The organism is Mesorhizobium sp. W067 (assembly GCF_054719525.1).
On the sequence record NZ_JBTTII010000001.1, the window covers coordinates 3742380 to 3762687 of the forward strand.

The 20308-nt window shown below is 65.0% G+C and carries 18 protein-coding genes; 6 read left to right on the top strand and 12 right to left on the bottom strand.

The window, feature by feature from the left end; translation table 11 throughout:
• Nucleotides 1-3 precede the first annotated feature (3 nt).
• Entirely contained in the window at nt 4-1446 is a 1443-nt protein-coding gene (locus ACYG97_RS18210; RefSeq protein ID WP_023733552.1) for an FAD-binding oxidoreductase, read from the bottom strand.
• Nucleotides 1447-1604: 158 nt separating this feature from the next.
• On the opposite strand from ACYG97_RS18210, the gene gloA reads away from it, so the two are divergent.
• Nucleotides 1605-2015, top strand: coding sequence for a lactoylglutathione lyase (gene gloA, locus ACYG97_RS18215; protein ID WP_019856614.1), 411 nt, complete (start codon nt 1605-1607; stop codon nt 2013-2015).
• Between the two features lie 74 nt (nt 2016-2089).
• On the opposite strand, the gene ACYG97_RS18220 is transcribed toward gloA, so the two are convergent.
• From ACYG97_RS18220 to ACYG97_RS18235, 4 genes are all read right to left on the bottom strand, one after another.
• The gene (locus ACYG97_RS18220) at nt 2090-3058 is read right to left on the bottom strand and encodes an ABC transporter permease (protein ID WP_023733553.1); all 969 of its coding nucleotides are present in this window, start codon (nt 3056-3058) and stop codon (nt 2090-2092) included.
• Between the two features lie 4 nt (nt 3059-3062).
• Entirely contained in the window at nt 3063-4565 is a 1503-nt protein-coding gene (locus ACYG97_RS18225; protein ID WP_023733554.1) for a sugar ABC transporter ATP-binding protein, read from the bottom strand.
• A 5-nt stretch (nt 4566-4570) separates the two neighbouring features.
• The gene (locus ACYG97_RS18230; RefSeq protein ID WP_023733555.1) at nt 4571-5554 is read right to left on the bottom strand and encodes an ABC transporter permease; all 984 of its coding nucleotides are present in this window, start codon (nt 5552-5554) and stop codon (nt 4571-4573) included.
• A 159-nt stretch (nt 5555-5713) separates the two neighbouring features.
• Complete coding sequence (locus ACYG97_RS18235; RefSeq protein ID WP_023733556.1) at nt 5714-6784, bottom strand: sugar ABC transporter substrate-binding protein; 1071 nt, start codon at nt 6782-6784, stop codon at nt 5714-5716.
• A gap of 305 nt (nt 6785-7089) precedes the next feature.
• Between ACYG97_RS18235 and ACYG97_RS18240 the strand changes: the two genes are divergently transcribed.
• Both ACYG97_RS18240 and rsgA read left to right on the top strand, forming a co-directional pair.
• Nucleotides 7090-8685, top strand: coding sequence for a GMC family oxidoreductase (locus ACYG97_RS18240; protein WP_023733557.1), 1596 nt, complete (start codon nt 7090-7092; stop codon nt 8683-8685).
• Nucleotides 8686-9537: 852 nt separating this feature from the next.
• Nucleotides 9538-10563: a ribosome small subunit-dependent GTPase A gene (gene rsgA, locus ACYG97_RS18245; RefSeq protein ID WP_023683132.1), complete on the top strand. Its 1026-nt coding sequence runs from the start codon at nt 9538-9540 to the stop codon at nt 10561-10563.
• Between the two features lie 60 nt (nt 10564-10623).
• Here rsgA and ACYG97_RS18250 read toward each other — a convergent pair whose 3' ends face one another.
• From ACYG97_RS18250 to ACYG97_RS18280, 7 genes are read right to left on the bottom strand one after another with little or no spacing between them, the layout of a single operon-like run.
• On the bottom strand, nt 10624-11415 hold the full coding sequence (locus ACYG97_RS18250; RefSeq protein ID WP_023686509.1) for a sugar isomerase domain-containing protein: 792 nt from the start codon (nt 11413-11415) through the stop codon (nt 10624-10626).
• 37 nt (nt 11416-11452) lie between these two features.
• Nucleotides 11453-12223, bottom strand: coding sequence for a GntR family transcriptional regulator (locus ACYG97_RS18255; RefSeq protein WP_023683130.1), 771 nt, complete (start codon nt 12221-12223; stop codon nt 11453-11455).
• Nucleotides 12220-13095 (bottom strand): ROK family protein, encoded by an 876-nt coding sequence (locus tag ACYG97_RS18260; protein WP_023733558.1) that lies wholly within the window; start codon nt 13093-13095, stop codon nt 12220-12222. The genes ACYG97_RS18255 and ACYG97_RS18260 overlap by 4 nt, the downstream gene beginning before the upstream one ends.
• Nucleotides 13092-13832 (bottom strand): PIG-L deacetylase family protein, encoded by a 741-nt coding sequence (locus ACYG97_RS18265; RefSeq protein WP_023698618.1) that lies wholly within the window; start codon nt 13830-13832, stop codon nt 13092-13094. Before ACYG97_RS18265 ends, ACYG97_RS18260 begins: the two co-directional genes overlap by 4 nt.
• The gene (locus tag ACYG97_RS18270; protein ID WP_023733559.1) at nt 13829-14686 is read right to left on the bottom strand and encodes a carbohydrate ABC transporter permease; all 858 of its coding nucleotides are present in this window, start codon (nt 14684-14686) and stop codon (nt 13829-13831) included. Before ACYG97_RS18270 ends, ACYG97_RS18265 begins: the two co-directional genes overlap by 4 nt.
• Entirely contained in the window at nt 14683-15615 is a 933-nt protein-coding gene (locus ACYG97_RS18275; RefSeq protein ID WP_023733560.1) for a carbohydrate ABC transporter permease, read from the bottom strand. Before ACYG97_RS18275 ends, ACYG97_RS18270 begins: the two co-directional genes overlap by 4 nt.
• 48 nt (nt 15616-15663) lie before the next feature.
• The gene (locus ACYG97_RS18280) at nt 15664-16938 is read right to left on the bottom strand and encodes an extracellular solute-binding protein (protein WP_023733561.1); all 1275 of its coding nucleotides are present in this window, start codon (nt 16936-16938) and stop codon (nt 15664-15666) included.
• 316 nt (nt 16939-17254) lie between these two features.
• On the opposite strand from ACYG97_RS18280, the gene ACYG97_RS18285 reads away from it, so the two are divergent.
• The 3 genes from ACYG97_RS18285 to ACYG97_RS18295 are packed head-to-tail and all read left to right on the top strand — an operon-like array spanning nt 17255 to nt 20297.
• Complete coding sequence (locus ACYG97_RS18285) at nt 17255-18547, top strand: ABC transporter substrate-binding protein (protein ID WP_023698622.1); 1293 nt, start codon at nt 17255-17257, stop codon at nt 18545-18547.
• On the top strand, nt 18547-19437 hold the full coding sequence (locus tag ACYG97_RS18290) for a carbohydrate ABC transporter permease (protein WP_023698623.1): 891 nt from the start codon (nt 18547-18549) through the stop codon (nt 19435-19437). Before ACYG97_RS18285 ends, ACYG97_RS18290 begins: the two co-directional genes overlap by 1 nt.
• Nucleotides 19434-20297 (top strand): carbohydrate ABC transporter permease, encoded by an 864-nt coding sequence (locus ACYG97_RS18295; protein WP_023698624.1) that lies wholly within the window; start codon nt 19434-19436, stop codon nt 20295-20297. The genes ACYG97_RS18290 and ACYG97_RS18295 overlap by 4 nt, the downstream gene beginning before the upstream one ends.
• Nucleotides 20298-20308: the final 11 nt, after the last annotated feature.

Genomic DNA, 20308 nt, shown 5'->3' on the forward strand with positions numbered 1-20308 from the left:
CGCTCACCTATAGTCGACGGCGGGTGCGGACGCCAGAATGCGGCCGTTGCTGAGAATGTGGCGCGGGTCGAATGCGTCCTTGATGCCGGCGGCGAGGTCGAGCGTCACCGGATCGATGCGTTCGAGGAACGCCTTCTGCTTGACCCGGCCGATGCCGTGCTCGGCGCTGATAGAGCCGCCATAGCGATCGACGACGGTGAAGATCTCGGCTTCCGCCTGCTCGAACAGATGTTCCATCGCCTCGGTGCCCATGCCTTCCGGCGGCACGACGTTGAGGTGGATGTTGCCGTCGCCGACATGGCCGTAGGTGACGGCCAGCGCGTCGGGCCGGGCTTTCTGCAAGGCGGCCAGCGCATCGGTGACGAAATCGGCAAGCCTGGAGATCGGCACCGACACATCGGTGCGCAGGTAGCGCCCGCCCCTGCCCTGCCGCTCGACCATGATCTCGCGGTAGAGCCACAACCGCTCACCTTGAGCCCTGGTCGAAGCGATGACGCCGTCCTCGACGATGTCCTCGACGCTGCCGAGAAACCCCAGCAGCATATTGGAGAGGTCGATCAGCCCGCCCGACGACACCTCGATCAGCACATAGACGGGATAGGGCTGGCTGAGCGGATCGGGAAAATCCTGGCCTTCGCGCATGGTGATCTCGATGCCGCCGCGCAGGATCAGTTCGAAGGCGGTGAGCAAATCGCTGCAATCGCGCCGGGCGCGGGCATAGAGTGCCATCGCATCCTCGACCGAGCGCAAGCCGACAAGTGCTGTTTCGATCTGCGTCGGCTTGGGAAACAGCTTCAGCGCCGCCGCGGTGACGATGCCCAGCGTGCCCTCCGAGCCGATGAAGATCTGCTTCAGATCATAGCCGCGATTGTCCTTGCGCAGCACTTTCAGCCCGTTCCAGATGCGGCCGTCGGCCAGCACCACTTCGAGGCCAAGCACCAGGTCCCGCGTCATCCCGTAGCGCAGCACGTTGAAGCCGCCGGCATTGGTGGCGACATTGCCGCCGATACGGCAGCTGCCCTGCGCGCCGAAGGTGATCGGCAGCAGGCAGTCGCTCGCTTCGGCGGCGCGCTTGGCGTCCTCGAGAATGCAGCCGGCCTCGACCACCATGGCAAAGTCGATCGGGCTGATCGAACGGATACGGTTCATGCGCTCCAGCGAGATGACGATCTCGCCGCCATCCGCCGCCACTGCGGCGCCGACGAGCCCGGTCAGGCCGCCTTGCGGCACGACCGGAATGCGCTCGGCATGGCAGAACCGCATCAGCGCCGACATTTCCTCCACCGAAGAGGGCCGCGCCACCGCCAGCGGCCGGCCGAAATGATCGCCCGACCAATCTCGGCTGTAGCGCGCCAGATCCACTTCCTCGGTCAGCAGCCCGCCATTCGGCAGCAAGCCGGCCAGGGCTGCGATCTGCGATGCGGAGGGTGGCGGCACGGCATTCATGGATTGGCTCTGGGCCCCTCGGCAAAACGGCTGGACAAATACCGGCGGTGTCGTGTTATCATACAACCCTGATTGAGAACATCAAGCGAGGCTTGCCGCCAAGCGTGCGATGTGGATGATCAGACCCGCAAATCACAGAATTCGGAGGACTTCCCCCAATGAGCGACGCCCCGGGCTTTCGCTATATGCACACCATGATCAGGGTGCTCGACCTCGACAAGTCGATCGCCTTCTACACCGAAGTGCTCGGCATGACCTTGCTGCGCCGCGACGACTATCCCGGCGGCAAGTTCACCAACGCCTTTGTCGGCTACGGCCCCGAGGACAAGGAAGCCGTCGTCGAGCTGACGCTGAACTGGGGCCGCGAGGAACCCTATGAGATCGGCACCGGCTTCGGCCACCTGGCGCTCGGCGTCAATGACATCTACGCGGTCTGCGCCGAACTGGAAAAGCGCGGCGCCAAGATCCCGCGCAAGCCCGGCCCGATGCAGCACGGCACCACCCACATCGCTTTCGTCGAAGACCCCGATGGCTACAAGATCGAGCTGATCGGCCTCGACACGATGTAATCCGATCGGGCCGGACCGCATCGGCCTCGCGCCGATGCGGTCCCGTCCTGTCCGCGCTTGCCTGGGAGGCGGGATCACTTGATGACCGCGATCTTGCTGCGGTCGATGGTAATGGCGACGGCAGCGATCAGTACCGCGCCGAACACCATGTTTTCCAGGAAAATGTTGACGCCGACAAAGGTCATGCCGATGCGCACGATCGAGATGATCAGCGCGCCGACCGCCGTGCGCGCAACGCCGCCGAGCCCGCCGGTGATCGCCGTGCCGCCGACGATGACGGCGGCGATGGCCGGCAGCAGCAGCTGGTTGGCCAGCACCGGCGAACCGCTCGACAGCCTGGCCGCCAGCACGACGCCGGCGATGGCCGCGAGCATACCCGACGCGGCAAAGGCGATGATCTTGGTGCGGTCGACATTGATGCCCGCCGCCCACGCCGCCGGTTCGCCGGCGCCGACCGCAATCGCCTGGCGGCCGAAGCGCGTGTAGCGCAGCGCCAGAAAGGCGGCGATGCCGATCACCGTCGAAATCAGCACCACCACGGGAATGCCGGCGACAGTGGCGTTGATCCAGGCGGTGTTTTCGCGACCAGCCTCCTCGATGGTGATGGCGCGGCCATTGGAGACCCAGAGCGCCAGGCCGGTGACCACGCCGCCGGTGGCGAGCGTCGCCACGAAGGACGGCACGCGTAGCTTGACGTGAACGACGCCGCTCAACACGCCGAAGGCGAGCCCCGACAGGATCGCCACCGGAAAGGCGGCAAGGCCGAGCGAAGGCAGCAATTGCGCCAGGATGACGCTGGCCAGCGATGCCACCGCCTGGATCGACAAGTCGATGCCGCCAAGCAGGATGGCGAAGGTGACGCCGGTCGCCAGGATGAACAGCACGGCGGTGTTGGCAAACAAAAGCGCCACGGTCTCGCCGGTGAGGAAGCCGGGCGCGGCGATCTCGATCATCAACAGCAGGCCGACCAGCAGCACCAGTGGAATGGCGCCCTGCGTCCACTTGCCTTCGAAAACCCGCCTGATGGAGAACGCTTCATTCATCGGCTCACACCATTGCCCTGAGAAGATCGACCTGGTTCGGCTTGTTGCCCGGACTGGCATCGAAGCGCGCGGTGATTGCACCATCGCGCATCACCAGCACCTGGTGCGACAGGCCGATCGTTTCCTCCAGCGTGTCGGAAATCAAAAGAATCGCCACGCCTTGCGCGGAGAGATCGCGCACCAGCTCGTAGACCTCTTCCTTGGCGCCGACATCGAGGCCGCGTGTGGGATGGTCGAGCACCAGGATGCGCGAGCCCGCCGTCATCCAGCGCGCCAGCACCACCTTCTGCTGGTTGCCGCCGCTGAGCTTGCGGCAGGCGGCATCGGGACCGGGCGCCTTGATGCGCAGCCGCTTGATCCAGTCGGCGGCAAGCCGGCGCTCCTTGCCATAATCGATGGCGCCATGGCGCATGACGCTGGAGAGATCGGCCAGCGAAATGTTCTCCGCGATCGACAGGAACATCACCAGCCCTTCGAGCCGGCGCTCGCGCGGGACATAGCCGATGCCCTTGCGCACCGCCGGTTCCGGCGAGGAGAAGCGCACGGCATCGCCGGCGATTTTCATCTCGCCCGCATCATGCTGGACGAAGCCGCCAACGGTGCGCGTCACCTCCTCGCGGCCGGAGCCGACGACGCCGGCAATGCCGACAATCTCGCCGGCCCGGATCGAGAGATCGACGCCGTGATAGTAACCGTTGGCGCCAAGCCCCTTGGCCTCGACCATCACGATATCGCGCGGCGCCAGCTGGCGGGCCTCGCGGTAATATTCGGCCTGCAGGCCGCGCCCGACCATGATCTCGTGCAGCTCCGGCGCGGTGACTTCAGCTGCGCGGTGCTCGGCGACGACCGCGCCGTCCTTCATCGTGTAGACACGGTCGGAGATGTTGAGCACCTCGTCGAGGCGGTGCGAGACGAACACAAAACTGGCGCGGGATTTAAGCGAGCGCACCCGCGCGAACAGCACCTCTATATCAGCGGCATTGAGCACCGAGGTCGGCTCGTCGAGCAGGATGAGCAACTGCCGCTCGACCACTTCCTCCAAGGTCAGCGCCTTGGCGAGCTCGACCATCTGGCGTGCGGCGAAGGTGAGTTCGGAGGTGCGCGCGGTGACGTCGATGTCGATGCCGATCTTGGCCAGTTGGCGCCGCGCCGCCGCGTTCATGGCGCGCCAATTGACCAGGCCGAAACGGGTGAAACGGTCTTCCTCGCCGAGATAGATATTTTCGGCGACCGTCAGGTTGAGCACCAGCGACTGCTCCTGGAACACCATGCCGATGCCATGCCTGGCCGCATCACAGGCGTTGCGCATGCGCAGCTGTTCGCCGTCCAGCGTGAGCGAGCCGCCATCCGGCCGGTAGCCGCCGGCCAGCACCCGCATCAGCGTCGACTTGCCGGCGCCGTTCTCGCCGATCAACCCGACCACCTCGTTGGGCCGCACTTCGATAGAGACGTCGCGTAGCGCCTGGACGCCGGGGAAATTCTTGATGATGTTGGACGCCTGCAGCATGGCGTTCACTTGACGATTTTCAGGCGGACACGGTCGAGCGACAGCGCCACCGCGGCGATGATCATCAGACCCTGCACCGTCTGCTGGATGTAGGGCGAGATGCCGAGCAGGATCATGCCATTGGCAAGCACGGTGACGATCAGCACACCGATCAGCGTGTTGACCACACCGCCCTCGCCGCCGGTCAAAGCGGTGCCGCCGACGACCACTGCCGTGACCGCTGCAAACAGCCTGCCGTCGCCGATGACGGCATGCGACTGGCCGAGCTGTGCGGCGGCAAGCACACCGGCAATGCCGAAGAAGAACCCTGCCAGCGCAAAAGCGGTGATGCGCACGCGCACGACATTGACGCCGGAGAGCTTGGCGACATCCTCATCACCGCCGATCGCCAATATGTGGCGGCCGAGCTTGGTGTGATACTGGATGACAGTGGCGAGCAGGAAGGCGCCGAACGCAACCCAGACCGCCACCGGCAGGCCGAGGAAACGGTGCAAGGCCAGGTCGCGGATCGAGGCGTCGTTCAGCTTGATCGCCGTGCCGCCCAGCATATAGACCGACAGGCCGAGGCCGATGAACCACATGCCGAGCGTGCCCATGAAGGACGGGATGCGCAGCATGGCCTGGACGAGACCGCTGACGAAGCCCATGGCGGTGCCGGCGGCGATGGCAGCGAGCACCGCCCACCAGCCATAGTCGTTGCCGTTGCCGTCATTGGCGGCGAGCAGCACAAGCACCATCGCCGCCACCGAAAGCGTGCCTTCGACTGCGAGGTCGATGCTGCCCATCAGGATGATGAAGGTCAGCCCCATCGCCAGCGTCAGCGGCACGGCGGCGGAATTCGCAAGCCGCACCAGATTGCGCAGCTCGATGAAATTGGGGTTGGCAATGGCGATGAGTACGCAGAGTACAATCAGCACCGCCAGCGGCGCCAGGCTGCGCCAGCGCCTGCCGCCCAGGAATGTCGCGATGCGGCCGGGGAACGGTGTCATGGGCGTCGTCCGCTCGATGTCCGAAACGGACTTCAGGGGTTCTGTATGGATTGTCAAGAAACCGCTTCCCGTCTGCTGGTGACAGCCGTCGCGACAAGGGGATCGCGACGGCTGCGGGAGGAAGCGGGCCGCCAGGGAGGTGCAGCCCACTCCGATGGATCAGGTACGGATTGCTCCGGTGACCCGGCCCCACAGATCGTTCCAGTCGATCTCGGGCTTCGCATCGACATTGGTCTTGTAATATTCCTCGACATTGTCGTGCGAGATCAGCACCGCCTTGCCGTAGAACTCGCGGTGCTCCGGGGGCTCCTTGGTCGGGTCGAACTTGCCGATCTTGGCGTTGTAGCCGATGGCGAGACCCATGCCGCCCTGCCAGAACGGATCCGAAGTGACGGTGCAGGCGAATTCGCCGGTGCGCACCGCATCGACCGCCGTCTTGATGCCGTCGACGCCGACGATCGGCACCTTGCCGGCGAGGTTTTCGGCGCGCAGCGCTTCCAGAGCGCCCGAGCCCATATCGTCATTGGCCGCCCAGATGCCCTTGATGTCGTCGCCGAAGCGGGTGAGCAGATTGCCCATCAGGTCGAAGGCTTCGGTCGACTTCCAGTTGGCGACCTGGAAGTCGAGCAGCTTGATGTCCGGGTTGGCGGCAAGCGCTGCGTCGAGGCCCTTCTTGCGTTCGATCGCCGCCGTGGTCGAGATCAGGCCGCCGAGCGCTACGATGCCGCCCTTGCCGCCAATGGTCTTGAACAGGATCTCGGCGATGGTCTTGCCGCTGTCGATGCCGTCGAACTCGATATGCGAGACATAGTTCGGGTTGAAATCCTTCGGGTGCAGATCCCCAGGCTTGTTCCACTGGGTCACCACATAGGCGCCGGCCTTGGCGCAGGCCTCGACGATCGGGCGCGCATCGGGCGTGTCGTTGGGATCGGAATTCAGCACCATGTTGCCGCCGGTCTTGGCCAGCATCGCGTTGATGTCGGCAATGCCCTTCTCGCTGTTGCCTTCCGAAACCAGCGTGACGTGCTCCAGCCCGGCCCATTTGGCATACGCTTCGGCGCCGGTCTTCCACACCGCGTGATAGGGGTTCGACAGCGAGCGGATCGACGTCACCAGTGTCGGCTTGTCCTGCGCGCGCAACACGCTCGGCATGGCGAGTGCCGCCACGCCGGCGGTGGCGCCCATCATCAGCGTGCGCCGGTTGACCGCAAAATTCTTCGTGTCGTTCATACCTCGAAACCTCCCGATTGAATTCTGTTCCGCCCGGCATCTTGCGCAGGGAGCGCGGCCGGGACCTCCTGGTGAGGATCGTCAAGCTCCTCCACTTGTACGACAACCCTTCAACACGATAACCATACCCTTTCTCTTGACGTGGCACAAGCGACTTGAGATCGTCGCGCGCAAGAGGAAGGGGCGGTGATTTTCATCGCCCGCCGGAGCATGATCCCTAGAAGTGGGAACCGGTTTTCTCGGACAAATCGAGAAACCGTTTTGTCCGGAGATCATGCTCCAACAAAGAGAACCCGGGAGTGGAAATGACGGATTACATCATTGTCGGCGGCGGTTCGGCTGGCTGCATTCTGGCCGCCCGGCTGAGCGAGGACCCGGACGTGTCCGTCATGCTGCTCGAGGCCGGTCCGCCCGACACCGATCGCTACATCCATCTGCCGGTCGGCTTCTTCAAGATGACGTCGGGGCCGCTGATCTGGGGCTATGACACCGCGCCCGGCAAGGAAATCGACGGCCGCACCATGGTCTATCCGCAGGCCCGCGTGCTGGGCGGGGGCTCCTCGATCAACGCCCAGGTGTTCACCCGCGGTTGCCCGCAGGATTATGACGGCTGGGCGGCTGACGCCGGCTGTGCCGGCTGGAGCTATGCCGACGTGCTGCCCTACTTCGTCCGCTCCGAGGGCAACGACACTTTTGCCGATGCGCAGCATGGCATTGACGGCCCGCTCGGCGTCTCCAGCGGCGCGCCGCATCCGCTGACCCGCATCTTCGTCAAGGCGGCGCAGCAGGCGGGCCTTCCTTTCCGCGCCGACTTCAACGCCGGTGAGCAGGCGGGCGCCGGCTTCTACCAGACGACGACGCGTCGGGGGAAACGCTCGAGCACGGCGGTCGCCTATCTGAAGCCGGCGCTCGGCCGCAAGAATCTGACGCTACGCACCGACGCCTCCGTCAGCCGCATCGTGGTCGAGAACGGCCGCGCCATCGGTGTCGAGATCATCGTCAATGGCCGCACCGAACTGCTCCGCGCCGAGCGCGAAGTCATCGTCGCCGCCGGCGCCATCGGCTCGCCGAAATTGCTGATGCTGTCCGGCATCGGCCCGGCCGTGCATCTCGGCCATCACGGCATCGAGGTGGTCCACGATTCCAAAAACGTCGGCCAGAATCTGCACGATCACATGGACGTCGATGTCGTCGCCGAGCTCAACGGACCGCATGGCATCGACCGTTACAAGAAGAAGCGCTGGCAAGCGGTCGCCGGTCTTGAATATGCGCTGTTCGGCAAGGGGCCGGTGGCCTCCAACATCGTCGAGGCCGGCGGCTTCTGGTGGGGCGACCGCGCGGAGAAGACGCCGGACATCCAGTTCCATTTCCTGCCCGGCGCCGGCGTCGAGGAAGGCATCGGCTCGGTTCCCGGCGGCAATGGCTGCACGCTGAACTCCTACCATGTGCGCCCGCGTTCGCGCGGCAGCGTCACGCTCAAGTCCGCGGACCTGCGCGATGCGCCCATCATCGACCCCAACCCGTTCGCCGAGCGCTATGATCTCGAACGCGCCATCGACGGCATCGAGATCAGCCGCGAAATCCTGTCGCAGCCAGCCTTCGCCAGATACATCAGCCGCGAGCATCTGCCCGGCAAGGCGATGCAGGGGCGCTCAGCACTCGAAGCCTTCGCCCGAGAACATGGCCGCAGCGCCTATCACCCAGTCGGCACCTGCCGGATGGGCGGCGATGCCGACAGCGTCGTCGATCCCGAGCTGCGCGTGCGCGGTCTGCAAGGCCTGCGTGTCTGCGACAGCTCGGTCATGCCAAGCATCGTGTCGTCGAACACCAACGCCGCCGTGGTCATGATTGCGGAGAAGGCTGCGGATCTGATTGCGGGGCGAACGCTGCCGGTGGCGTAAGCAGGACAATCGCATGTGGTGGCGCCACGCGATTGCCCTGCCTTGAGCACCTGTCGCTGAGCGCATAGCACTCGAACCGCACTAAAAACGACAGCCTCACGCAGCGCCTTCAACCGACGCTTGCGCAATCCACCAACCGACCGGAAACCCCCGGTTGCGGGCTCGTTGCCGACGCCTGCGCGGGGATGTGAAAGCGCTTTTGCGCCAGTTCCGCGATCACACCATATGAACCGATCCAACCTCTGCTAGCTTGTGGGCGTGGGACTTGTCCCGCTTTGGCCGGTGCTTCAGGCAACCCCATCCCAACCCCCCGCCCCCTGCGGTACCGGCCATCCCCTCCCCCTTTTGCCAGGTTTCTCGACCTGCCATCCTCAGCCGTCCCTGCCAACTTCGAGGTCGACGACGAGGCCTGATGCGTCGCATGCAAATCCAGACCATCGGGCAGCGTATCGAGGGATTTCACATCGGCTGTCTGGACGACGTCCTGGAGAGCGACAGATCGGGGTCGAGTCGCCTCAGCTACCGGTTGATGGCCGCCAGGCGCGCCGGCTCCCCTTCCGTGTTGCAGACATTGAGAGTAACGAGGCGTAAGCGCATAGGATTTTCCTCAATGTTGAACGACCCTCGACGCACGCGACGCGGATAGGTGCCACGATAGGGTTCCGTGTCTGGTGACGTTCAGCGACCCGCCACCTCGATGCGTTCCACGCGGTGCGCGAAACGGCCTGGCCATCGGCGCGGTTCGGCTTGCCAAATTCCGCCATGCCGCCCATACACGGCTTGAACAACCGCCCCGAGGGTCCGCGCCCATTTTGCCAAAGGATACTCTCCGATGTCTGTGACGCCGTCCCCCTGGTCAAAGCCGTGACGGCCTCCCTCGCAAGCCTGGGCTGGACGGATTTCTTCGGCGACCAGCTTGAAGCCGATGAGGCAGACCTCGTGCCGACGCGCATCGCCTCGGTGCACCGCGACCGCCTGGCCGGCCTGTCCCGGGCAGGGCCAGTGGATCTGACGCTGCCGGCCAATGCCAACACCGGCGACTACGCCGTCGGCGACTGGGTGCTGGTCGAGCAGCATACACATCTGCTGCTCCGCCGGCTGACCCGCAAGACGGTGCTGGAGCGCCGTACCCAGGGCGGCAGGATCCCGCAGCTGGCCGCGGCCAATGTCGACACGCTGTTCATCGTGACGTCCTGCAATGCCGATTTCAACATCGCCCGGCTGGAGCGCTATCTGGCGCTGGCCAACGAGGCCGGAACGACGCCGGTGATCCTGCTGACCAAGGCCGACACCGCTGACGATGCCGAGAGATACCAAAGCCAGGCTGCCGCCCTTCAGCGTGGTTTGCCCGTAGTGACGCTGAACCCGCGCGTCGCCGATGCCGCAGCGGCGCTTGCTCCCTGGTGTGGCGCAGGGCAGACGGTGGCGCTGGTCGGCTCCTCCGGCGTCGGCAAATCGACGCTGGTCAACACGCTGGCCGGAGCGGCGCAGCAATCGCCGCAACAGACTGCGGGCATTCGCGAGCACGATGCCAAGGGTCGCCACACCACCACGGCGCGGTCGCTGCACCCCATCGCCGGTGGCGGCTGGGTAATCGACACGCCGGGCATGCGCACGCTGCATGTCAGCGACGTCGCATCCGGCATCGACACGCTGTTTGCCGAAATCACCGAGCTCGCACCGCTGTGCAAGTTCCGCGACTGCACCCATGTCCACGAACCGGGCTGCGCGGTGCAGGCTGCGTTGAAGGCGGGTACGCTCGACCCTGAGCGCCTTGCCCGCTGGCGCAAGCTGTCGGAGGAAAACCAGGGCAACACGCCGGTTCAGAGCGGCCCGCGCGGCAACAAATCGCCTGCCGGGCGCCCGAAGCGGCGTTGAGAGGATAGGAATTGCGGAACGAGACGTCGGAGGCCCGGCATGTGCCGGGCCTCCCTTTTTTCACTCTCCGCGCATCGTTGCCTGGAAGGTCGGCAGGTGCTTCTGCTGCGCCTCCAGCATGCGCTCGCGGTAGACGCCGTAGATGACGTCGGTGTCGTGCAGCGTCACGCCGGCAATGGTCGGCGAGGCGAAGACCGGCAGTTCGATGCCGCGCTTGGCGAGCTGCTCGGCCGTGCGCGCGATCAGCTCATGCGCCAGGATCATGGCAAGCACCGTCGATGAGCCCGACACCGGCCGGCTCCAGCCCTCGACCGGCACGATGGCGTCCTCGATCGGCGAACAGGTGTCGATGACGAGGTCGGCGGCATCCGCCAGCCGCTTGCCGGACGAGTGCGTCGCCGGCTTGTCCAGATTGTTCTTGCTGGTGACAGCGACGACGAAGATGCCGCGCTTCCTGGCGTAGAGCGCGGTGTCGATGCCCGACGAGTTGCGGCCGCTATGGCCGAAGATGATGATCGAATCGCCCTTGTTGAGCGGCTGGTGGTCGAGGAATTTTTCGGCGTATCTTTCCGTACGCTCCAGCCACAAAAGCTCGCGCACGCCGCCGGCGCCGAGCACATTGTGCCACATCACGCGCGGGTCGGTCAGGGGGTTGAAGCCGACATAGCTGCCATAGCGCGGAAACACTTCCTGCACCGGCAGCACCGAATGGCCGGAGCCATAGAGATGCACCAGCCCGCCGCCCTCGAGCGAGTCGGCAAAGCGGCTGGCGGCCTGGCCAAAGGCCTCTTCATTGGCTTTCGCAGCCTGGTCGATGAGGGCGGCGAGACGGTGGATGTAGAGATCGGACACGTGGGTACTCCTGTTTGCTGTGTCGGTCTGGAATGGATCAGCTTCTCGGGTTCAGCGGCACGCGTCCGGCGCGCAGCGTCGAGCGGATTTCGTAGCGGTCGCCGCGCATGATCGAGACGGTGAATTCGAACGGGCCGCGCTCGTCGGTGGTGATGCGTTCGACGACGAAGGCCGGGCTGCCGACAGCGAGGTCGAGCAGTTCGGCGTCCGCCGCGCCGACCGCGCCGACCCGGTAGTTTTCCCGCGCCGCCACCGGCACGATGCCGTAATGGCGCTCCAGCGCCTCGTAGAGCGAGCCCTGCAGCAGGCCGGCATCGAGGAAGCCCGGCACGCGCACGGCCGACAGCTGCGCCGTCTGAATGCCGATCGGCTCGTTGTTGCCGAGCCGCAGCCTGCGAATGCGCACCACCGGATCGCCTTCCTCGATCTCCAGCGCGCCGGCAGCCGCCGCGTTGGCGGTGGTCAGGCTGCAGTCGAGCAGGCGCGAGCCCGCGACCACGCCCATATTGCCCATCTCCTGGGTGAAGCTGGTCAGCTCGCGCGTGCCGGCGACCAGCGTGGTCGAGCGCACGAACGTGCCGCGGCCATGTTCGCGCCTGAGCAGTCCTGCCTCCTCGAGGTTGCGCAAGGCGTGGCGCAGCGTGATGCGGCTGACGCCGAACAGGGCGCACAGCCTGTCCTCCGCCGGGATCTGGTCGCCCGTTGCCCATTCGCCGCTCTTGACGATGGCGCGGATCGCCTCTTCGACCTGATACCAGAGCGGCTCCGGCCGTCTGCGGTCCGGCTGCTGAAAGCTTGCTTCGCTCATCGCACATGCCTCCACCCTTGCCCAACGGCGCCGGCCAGCGCCGCGCCGACGAGGCCGGCGCGGGGACCGAATTTTCCGGGCTTGATGTCGATGCCGCGCAGATGCGGCGGCAGTTGGCGTCGCAGCGCTGCAAGCAGCGGCGGCCGGATCACATCCAGCGCCTCCGCCAAACCACCCGAAATCAGAACCGCTTGCGGATCGAGCAGCGCGACAGCGCCTGCAAGCGCGGTGCCGAGCTGTCGCGCCGGCAGTTCAAGCAAGGTGAGTGCGGCCAGTTCGCCGGCCTGGGCAGCGGCGATCAGCTGGCGGCCGTCGGCAAGGCCGATCTGTCCGGCAAGGGCATCAAGCGCCCGGCCCGACGCGACGCGCTCCAGCCAGCCGCTGCGCTCTTCACCATGATCCCTCACGTCGGCGCAGGCCCAGCCGAACGAGCAGGCGCCGCCATGCGCGCCGGCAACGATGCGGCCATTGGCCAGCACCGCCGAACCGATGCCGGTGCCGATGGCGAGCAGGATCGCTTCCGACATGTTTTTCGCACTGCCTTCGACAGCCTCCGCCAGGAGCGCAATCTGCGCGTCATTGCCGAGCGCTACGCGCAGTTTGGGAAACAGCGGCTGGATATCGACGCCGTCGAGGAACGGCAAGTTGGGGATCCAGCGGCAGATTGAGCCCTCGACCAGACCCGGCACCGCGATGCCAAGCGCTGAGACCGACCCGGCCTCAGCGCACAGCGCGTCGATGCGCGCAATGAAGGCACCAAGGGTTGCCGGCGCCGGCTCGCTGCCCAGCGCCTCCAACGCACCGACATCGCCCGTAGATACGGCGGCGCGCAGATTGGTGCCGCCGAGATCGATGGCGAGTACCCGCCTCATCGACCGGACCCTTTGCCGAAGGGGAGCGAGAACAGGCCGCTGCCGGCATTCCACGAATGCGACGCCGCCGCGAAGGCCTGCGCATGGCGCGTGCCACGCAGGCAGCCGCGCAGCCGGTAGAGCGAACTGTAATAGTCGACATAGGGGAAGCTGCTCAGGCCGCGCGCCAGCTCATACTCCATGACCGCGTCGCGCCAGGCCTCGAACCCGTCGCTGACATCGACGAGATGCTCGGGCCGGAAGCCGTCATCGTCCTCCCAGTTCTCGCCGAACAGCAGCAGTTGCGGCGTGTGCGCCGGATGGTCGCTGGCAACGGTCGGCAGTCCGGCGAAGAAGATACCGGTCTTCGTCAAATGCGCTGCGGCGCGATGGTCCTTGTGCCAACTGCCGTGCCAATGGGTGATGACGATCTCGGGTTTCAGCTCGCGAATGATGTCGCCCACTTCGAGCGCCGTCTGATCGTCTGTGGGCAGGAAGCCGTCGCGCAGGCCAAAGCTACGCATGGCGACGCCTAGCCGCTCCGCCGCGCTGCCCGCTTCCTCTTCCTTCTGCACGCAATAATGCGCGGGAACCAGGTACGGATGGCCCTGCTCACCCATGGTCAGATGCAGGAAGGTCACCGTGGCGCCGCGCTTGACGGCAGCGGCCGCCAGCGGCCCGGCCATCACCTCGGCATCGAAGGCGTGCGCGCCGACCACCAGGATCGATTTCGCCGCATAAATCCTGTCTTCGATCATTTCGTGCCCCCTCCGGTACCGACGCCTTCGCGAATCTGGCGCGCCAGCAGACAATACATGATCAGGATGGGCGCCATGGATATCGCCAGCGAGGCGAACACCAGACCCCAGTCGGTGCGGAACTGGCCGACGAAGACGCTGATCGCCAGCGGCACCGTCTTGTAGCGGTCGTCGAAGATGAAGATCAGCGGGAAGAAGAAATCGTTCCACACCGCGATCGCGGTGAAGATTGCCACGATCGACACCGCCGGCTTGACCATCGGCAGGATGATCTGGAACAGGATGCGCACCTCGCCGGCGCCGTCCATGCGCGCCGCCTCGTCCAACTCGGAGGGCAAGACGCGCATGAAATTGGCGAAGATGAAGACGGCGAAGGGAATGCGGATCGCCGAATAGACCAGGATCAGCCCGGTCAGCGAATCCAGCAGGCCGAGATTGCGCATCAGCGTGAACAGTTCGACCGAGGCCAACCGGATGGGCAGCATGATGCCGGACAGGAACAGGCCGAGCATGATGGCATTCCAGCCAAGCTTGTAGCGGCTGAGCGGATAGGCGGCCATCGCCGAGACGACGATGGTGAGTATGACGGCGCCGCCCGTGACGATCAGGCTGTTGATGAAATTCTGGCCGAGATCGGCGCGCGTCCAGGCGTTGATGAAATTGTCGAAGGCAAAGCTTTGCGGCAGGCCGAGCCTGTTGTCGTAGATCTCGGCCGTGGTCTTGAAACAGGAGACGATGAGGATGTAGAGGGGCAACAGCACGGCCGCCGTCCAAACGACCAGCACCGTCCAGCCGGGCAGCCGCGCCAGCTGCCGAGAGATGGCCGGTCTTTGCGAAATCGCCAGCGCGCTCATAGCTGCACCGTGCGGCGGTCGAAGAAGCGCAGCATCATGAGCGTGCCGATGCTGAGGATCAAAAACAGCACGGTGCCGAGCGCCGAAGCCAGACCGATATCGGTGATGCCGACAGCACCTTCCGCGCCGAAGGCCAGCCGGTAGAAGTACGTCACCAGCGTGTCGGTCGAATAGCTCGGATTGCCCTGCACGCCCTGCATGACATAGACGATGTCGAACTGGTTGAAGGTGTTGATGAACGACAGCGTCGTCAGCGTGCCCAGCGCCGGCATCAGCAGCGGCAGCGCGATCGAGAACAGCATGCGCGCATTGCCGGCGCCGTCAAGTTTTGCCGCCTCGAAAATCTGGCCGGAAATCTGCCGCAGACCTGCCGTGTAGATCAGCACCGGCAGGCCCATCCAGTTCCAGGCATCGACGGCGATCAGCATGGCGAGCGCGGTGTGGCTGTTGCCGAGCACAGTCAGGCTGCCCTGGTGCAGGCCGAGCCCGTTCAGCGCCCATTCGACGACGCCACCCGGTGCCAAAAGCAACCGCCACAGCGCGCCAATGATGACCGGGCTCAGCACCGCCGGAAAGAAGAACACCGACTGGAAGAAGGCCGCACCCTTGTCGCGCAGGAACAGCAGCCAGGCGAACAACAGGCCGAGGCCATTTTGGAAGACCATGATGCCGAAGAACCAGGCGGTGTTGTGCCACAGCGCGCCGTAGATCCGCGCGCCGCTGGGGAAAACGAACAGCCTTGAGAAATTCGACAGGCCGGCGAACTCGACCATGCGCAGCCCCTTCCAGACGAAGAAGCTGCCCCAGAGCGACATCCCCAGGGGATAGAGGACGAACAGCGCATAGACCGCCAGCGCCGGCAGGATGAACAGCACGGCCATGCGCTGCTGCGTGCGGCGAAGGCTGCTGGTGCGGCGAAGGGTGCTCATGCGCTTTTCTGGTCCGTGAGAGGCCGGCCGCTTTGCGACGGGCCGCGCCTACTGCTTCGGCTTGAACCAGGTGGCGACTGCGGCCTGCATGTCGGCCGCCAGCTTCTCCGGCGCGATGTTGCCTTCGACCATGTCGATGATCTCCGACTGCAGCACCGAAGACGCCGTCGGCGACTGCCAGCGGAAGCCGACCAGCGTCAGATAGGGCGTCGAATTCTTCGCCATCTCCATCATCGAGGCCAGCACTGGATCCTTCACCGTCACATCCGTGCGGGCCGGCGGCCAGCCGAGCTCGTCGGCGAACATCTGCGCGAACTCTGCCGAAGCCATGAAGCCCAGCACCTTGGTCGCGGCTTCCTTGTTCTGGCTCTCGGAGACCAGGCCATAGGAGCCGTCGGAGAAGGCCGAGGTGTAGAGTTTTGCCCCGGCATCGTCGGCGGGGAACGGGAAGATCGAGAATTTCAGCTTCGGGTTCTGCGCCTTGAAGCTGCCGTTCTCGAACGAACCGCCGAGGAACATCGCCGCCTTGCCGCCGATGAACTGCTGCGTGGCGGTGGTGTAGTCGATGCCGGCGAAGCCGTCGGGGAAATACGGCTTCAGCTCGGCGAAGCGCTTCAGCGCCGCGACATAGCGCGGATCCTCGAAGGTCGCCTTGCCGCTCATCATCTCGTCGTAGAATTCAGGACCATAGACGGTCGGGCCGACGACGCCGACGGCGATCTCCAGTTCCCAGGCCGAGCCGTTGGCGCCGCCGGTGGCGATCGGCGTGATGCCGGCCGCCTTCAGCTTCTCGCAGACAGCGGTGAAATCCTTGTAGGTCTTCGGTATCTCGATGCCCTGGGCGGCGAAGATATCCTGGTTGTAGAAGACGCCCATCATCGGCACCGAATAGGGCACGCCATAGAGCTTGCCGTCGCTGCGGCCGCGCGCGCCGCCAAGCGCCGCGTCCTCCATGTTCTTCAGCTCCGGCACGCTGTCGTCCAGCGCGTCGAGATAGCCGGCCTCGACGAAGGGCTGCAATTCGCCATAGGCCTTGAGCTGGGCGATGTCGGGCCCGCGCCCGCCGCGCAGCGCCGTGCTCAGCCGGTTCTGGTAGTCGGCATCGGGCGTGAACTGGATGGCGACCTTGATGCCGGGGTTCTTCGCCTCGAAGGCATCGAAGATGCGGCGCATCGCTGCCTCGTCCTCGGTGCGCCAGCTCCACAGCGTCACCGTGCTGTCGGCGGCTCGCGCCGGCAATGAGGCGAAGACGCCGGCGCAGGCGGCGGCAAGGCCGCCGATCAGGCCAAGTGCTGCGCGCCGGTCAAGTGAAAGCATGCTCATTGCCAGTCTCCCATTGTTCTCTGTCCTTGGCGTCCCGCGGCATTTCCTGCCGTGAGAGAGTCATTGGCTCGGGAAAAGTCATTATAATGACATAGCGGCATTCGCAAGAGGTCTGCTGCGCCTCAGGAATGGCGGCGTTGGCCCCCTCACGACATTGCAGTACCCGCATCCGTTTGTTATCTAACGATAAATATCCACATTCCAGCGCCGCAAAGAAATCTGTGACCGTGCCATGTGAGACTTTTTCGCCAGCAAGCCCTTGCGTCGCCGCGCTAACTTGTCATAACGTCATTGTGAACCGATAGGAGGATGAGGAATGTCGTTTGCCTGGACGTCGAAACTGGCACTGGCCGCAGGCCTCGCCATCCTGCCCACCACCGGCTGGGCGCAATCGGTCAACATCTCCTATCTCACCCACTGGTCGCCGGAGACGGTCGCGCTGCTGGAAGCGGCGGCCAAGGATTATGCCAAGACCAATCCGGATGTCAGCGTCACCGTGCGCGCCGTCCCCTTCGGCGACCTCCTGACCACGCTGCGCTCGCAAGGCGGCGGCGCGGACGGCCCGACGATCGGCGGCATCTACGATCTCTGGTTGCCGGAACTGGCGCGCGACAAGCTGGTCGCGCCCGCCCCCGATGCGGTGGCCAGCGAGGTCAAGGCCGCATGGCCGGCGGGCATCACCAGCGCCGCCTCGGTCGGCGGCACGCTCTACGGCATCCCCAACGAAATCGACGTCTATGCGCTGAACTACAACAAGGCGCTGCTCAAGCAGGCCGGCATCGCGGCGCCACCCAAGACCTGGGACGAGTTCAAGGATGCGGCCAAGAAGCTGACCAACCAGGATGCGGGACAGCAAGGCTTCGGCATGATCAACTCCTGGGCGGCCGGCGTCGTCCACCCCTTCGCCTCGCTGCTGGTCTCCAATGGCGGCGACCTGGTCAAGGACGGCAAGCCGGTGCTCGACAGCCCGCAGGCCGCGGAGACTTTCCAGCTCTATGAAGACCTGATCAAGTCGGGCGCCAGCGTGCCGTCGATGGCGACAGCCGACGCCAACACCACCGGCCCCTTCCTCGACAATTTCGTCTCCGGCAAGACCGGCATGATCATCATGGCCAATTGGTGGGAGAGCGCGCTGAAGGCCGGCATGGGCGACAGATTCGCCGACATTGCAACGGCGCCGATTCCCGTCGGCCCGAGCGGCGACAAGCCGCATTCGATCTCCTACTCCTGGATGACCGTGGTCAACGCCAATGCAGGTGCCGCCGAGCAGAAGGCGGCGTGGGACTTCCTCGCCTGGCTGAACAATCCAAAGTCCGGCAAGAACGGCGCTTCCGCGATGTCGGATATCCTCATGTCGATGGGCATCCTGCCCTCACGCCTCTCCGACATCGAGGCGCACAAGGACAAGCTCGGCTCGGAATTCCTCTCCGGCTATGTCAGCGTGCTCACCGACGCCAAGCCGTTCCCGGTGGTGCCGGGCGGCCAGGAATTCTCGGAATCGCTGCAGCAGACGCTCGAGGCGTTGCAGTATGGCCAGGTCTCGGCCAAGGATGCGCAGGCGACGGCGCAGGCCGACGCCATTTCGATCCTGGAGCGCGCCGCCAAATAATGATTCAGAGGTACCGTGCCTCGGCGGGCATCATGCTGGCGCCCGCCGTGACGCTGATCGGCATCTTCGTCCTGTTGCCAATGCTGCTCACCGTCTGGCTGTCGTTCCAGGACTGGTCGACGCAGACACCGTTTTCCAGCGCCGGCTTCGTCGGCGTCGACAATTTCCGCGAGATTTTTGGGGTCTCCTCGGTCGGCCGCGATTTCAAGGCCGCGCTCGCCAACACAGCCGTCTACACCGCGCTCTCCGTCGTCCTCATCCTGCCTCTGTCGGTGGCCTTCGGCCTGATGGTTTACCAGCGCGACGTCGCCGGCGGCACGGCGCTGCGCACGGTGCTGTTTGCCACCTACATGGTGCCGATGATCGCTGTCGCGCTGGTGTGGTCGAAACTCTATTCGCCGAGCGAAGGCCCTCTCAACCAGATGCTCGGCCTTATCGGCATCGGCCCGCAGCCTTTCCTGTCGTCGCCGCGCTCGGCGCTGATCTCGATCGTCTTCCTCAATGTCTGGCAGCAGGTCGGCTATTTCACCGTGCTGGCGATCGCCGGACTGACGCAAATCCCCGGCAGCCTGTATGAAGCAGCAAAGCTCGACGGCGCCAACCGTTTCGAGCAGTTCCGCTTCATCACCCTGCCGCTGATACGGCGCACGCTTCTGTTCAGCGCCGTCATCGCCATCATTAACGCCGTGCAGGTGTTCGAGCCGGTTGCCCTGATCACGCAGGGCGGGCCGGTCGGCTCGACCAATGTGCTGACCTACCACATCCGCCGCGTCGGCATCGAGCGTGCGCAGGGTGGACTGGGTTCGGCCATGGCGGTGATGCTGATGCTTTCGCTGATTGTCGTCGTCTGCGCGCTGTTTGCCTTCGCCAACCGGAAGAACGACGAATGAGCGCGGGATCGTCGAGCCGGCTGTCGCGCCGGCGCCCGTCGGGCCGCAAGGCGCTGCTGGCGACGCTGATGCTGCTGGTCGCCGTCGCCTCGGCCTTCCCGCTGGTATGGATGGTGCTGTCGAGCCTCAAGACGCCGGCCGAGAGCATGCAGGTGCCGCCGGTGTGGATCCCCCTTACGCCGAGCTTCGACGCCTATGAGAAGGTGTCGGGCGTGGTCAATGTCGGCCGCTCGATGTGGAATTCCCTGGTCATCGCCTCGATCACCACCGCCGGCATTCTGCTGACCAGCATGATGGCCGGCTACGCCTTCGCCAAATACCAATTCCCCGCCAAGTCGCTGCTGTTTTCTGTGCTGATCGCCACCATGTTCCTGCCGCCGATCGTGACGCTGATCCCGCTCTATCGCCTGGTCGGCTCGATCGGCCTCAACGCCAGCCTCGCCGGCATCATCGTGCCCAATCTCGCCAACGCTTTCGGCATCTTCCTGATGCGCCAGTTCATCTCCGGCGTTCCCGACGAGCTCATCGACGCCGCGCGCATGGACGGCGCCTCGGAGTTCTTGATCCTCTACAAGATCGTCGCGCCGAGCGTCGCCCCCGCAATCGCGGCTCTGGCCCTCTTCGCCTTCGTCTATCACTGGAACAGCTATCTGTGGCCGCTGACCGTGCTGCAGGGCAATGCCGACGCCTATCCGATCGTCATCAGCCTGAGCCGTCTGCTCAGCTACAACAGGGGCGCCGTCAACACCGGCCTGGTGATGGCCGGTGCGACCCTGGCCGTGCTGCCGCCGCTCATCCTGTTCGTCTTCCTGCAGCGCTTCTTCGTCGATTCCATCGTCGGTTCGGCGATCAAGGGATAGCTGCACCAGCC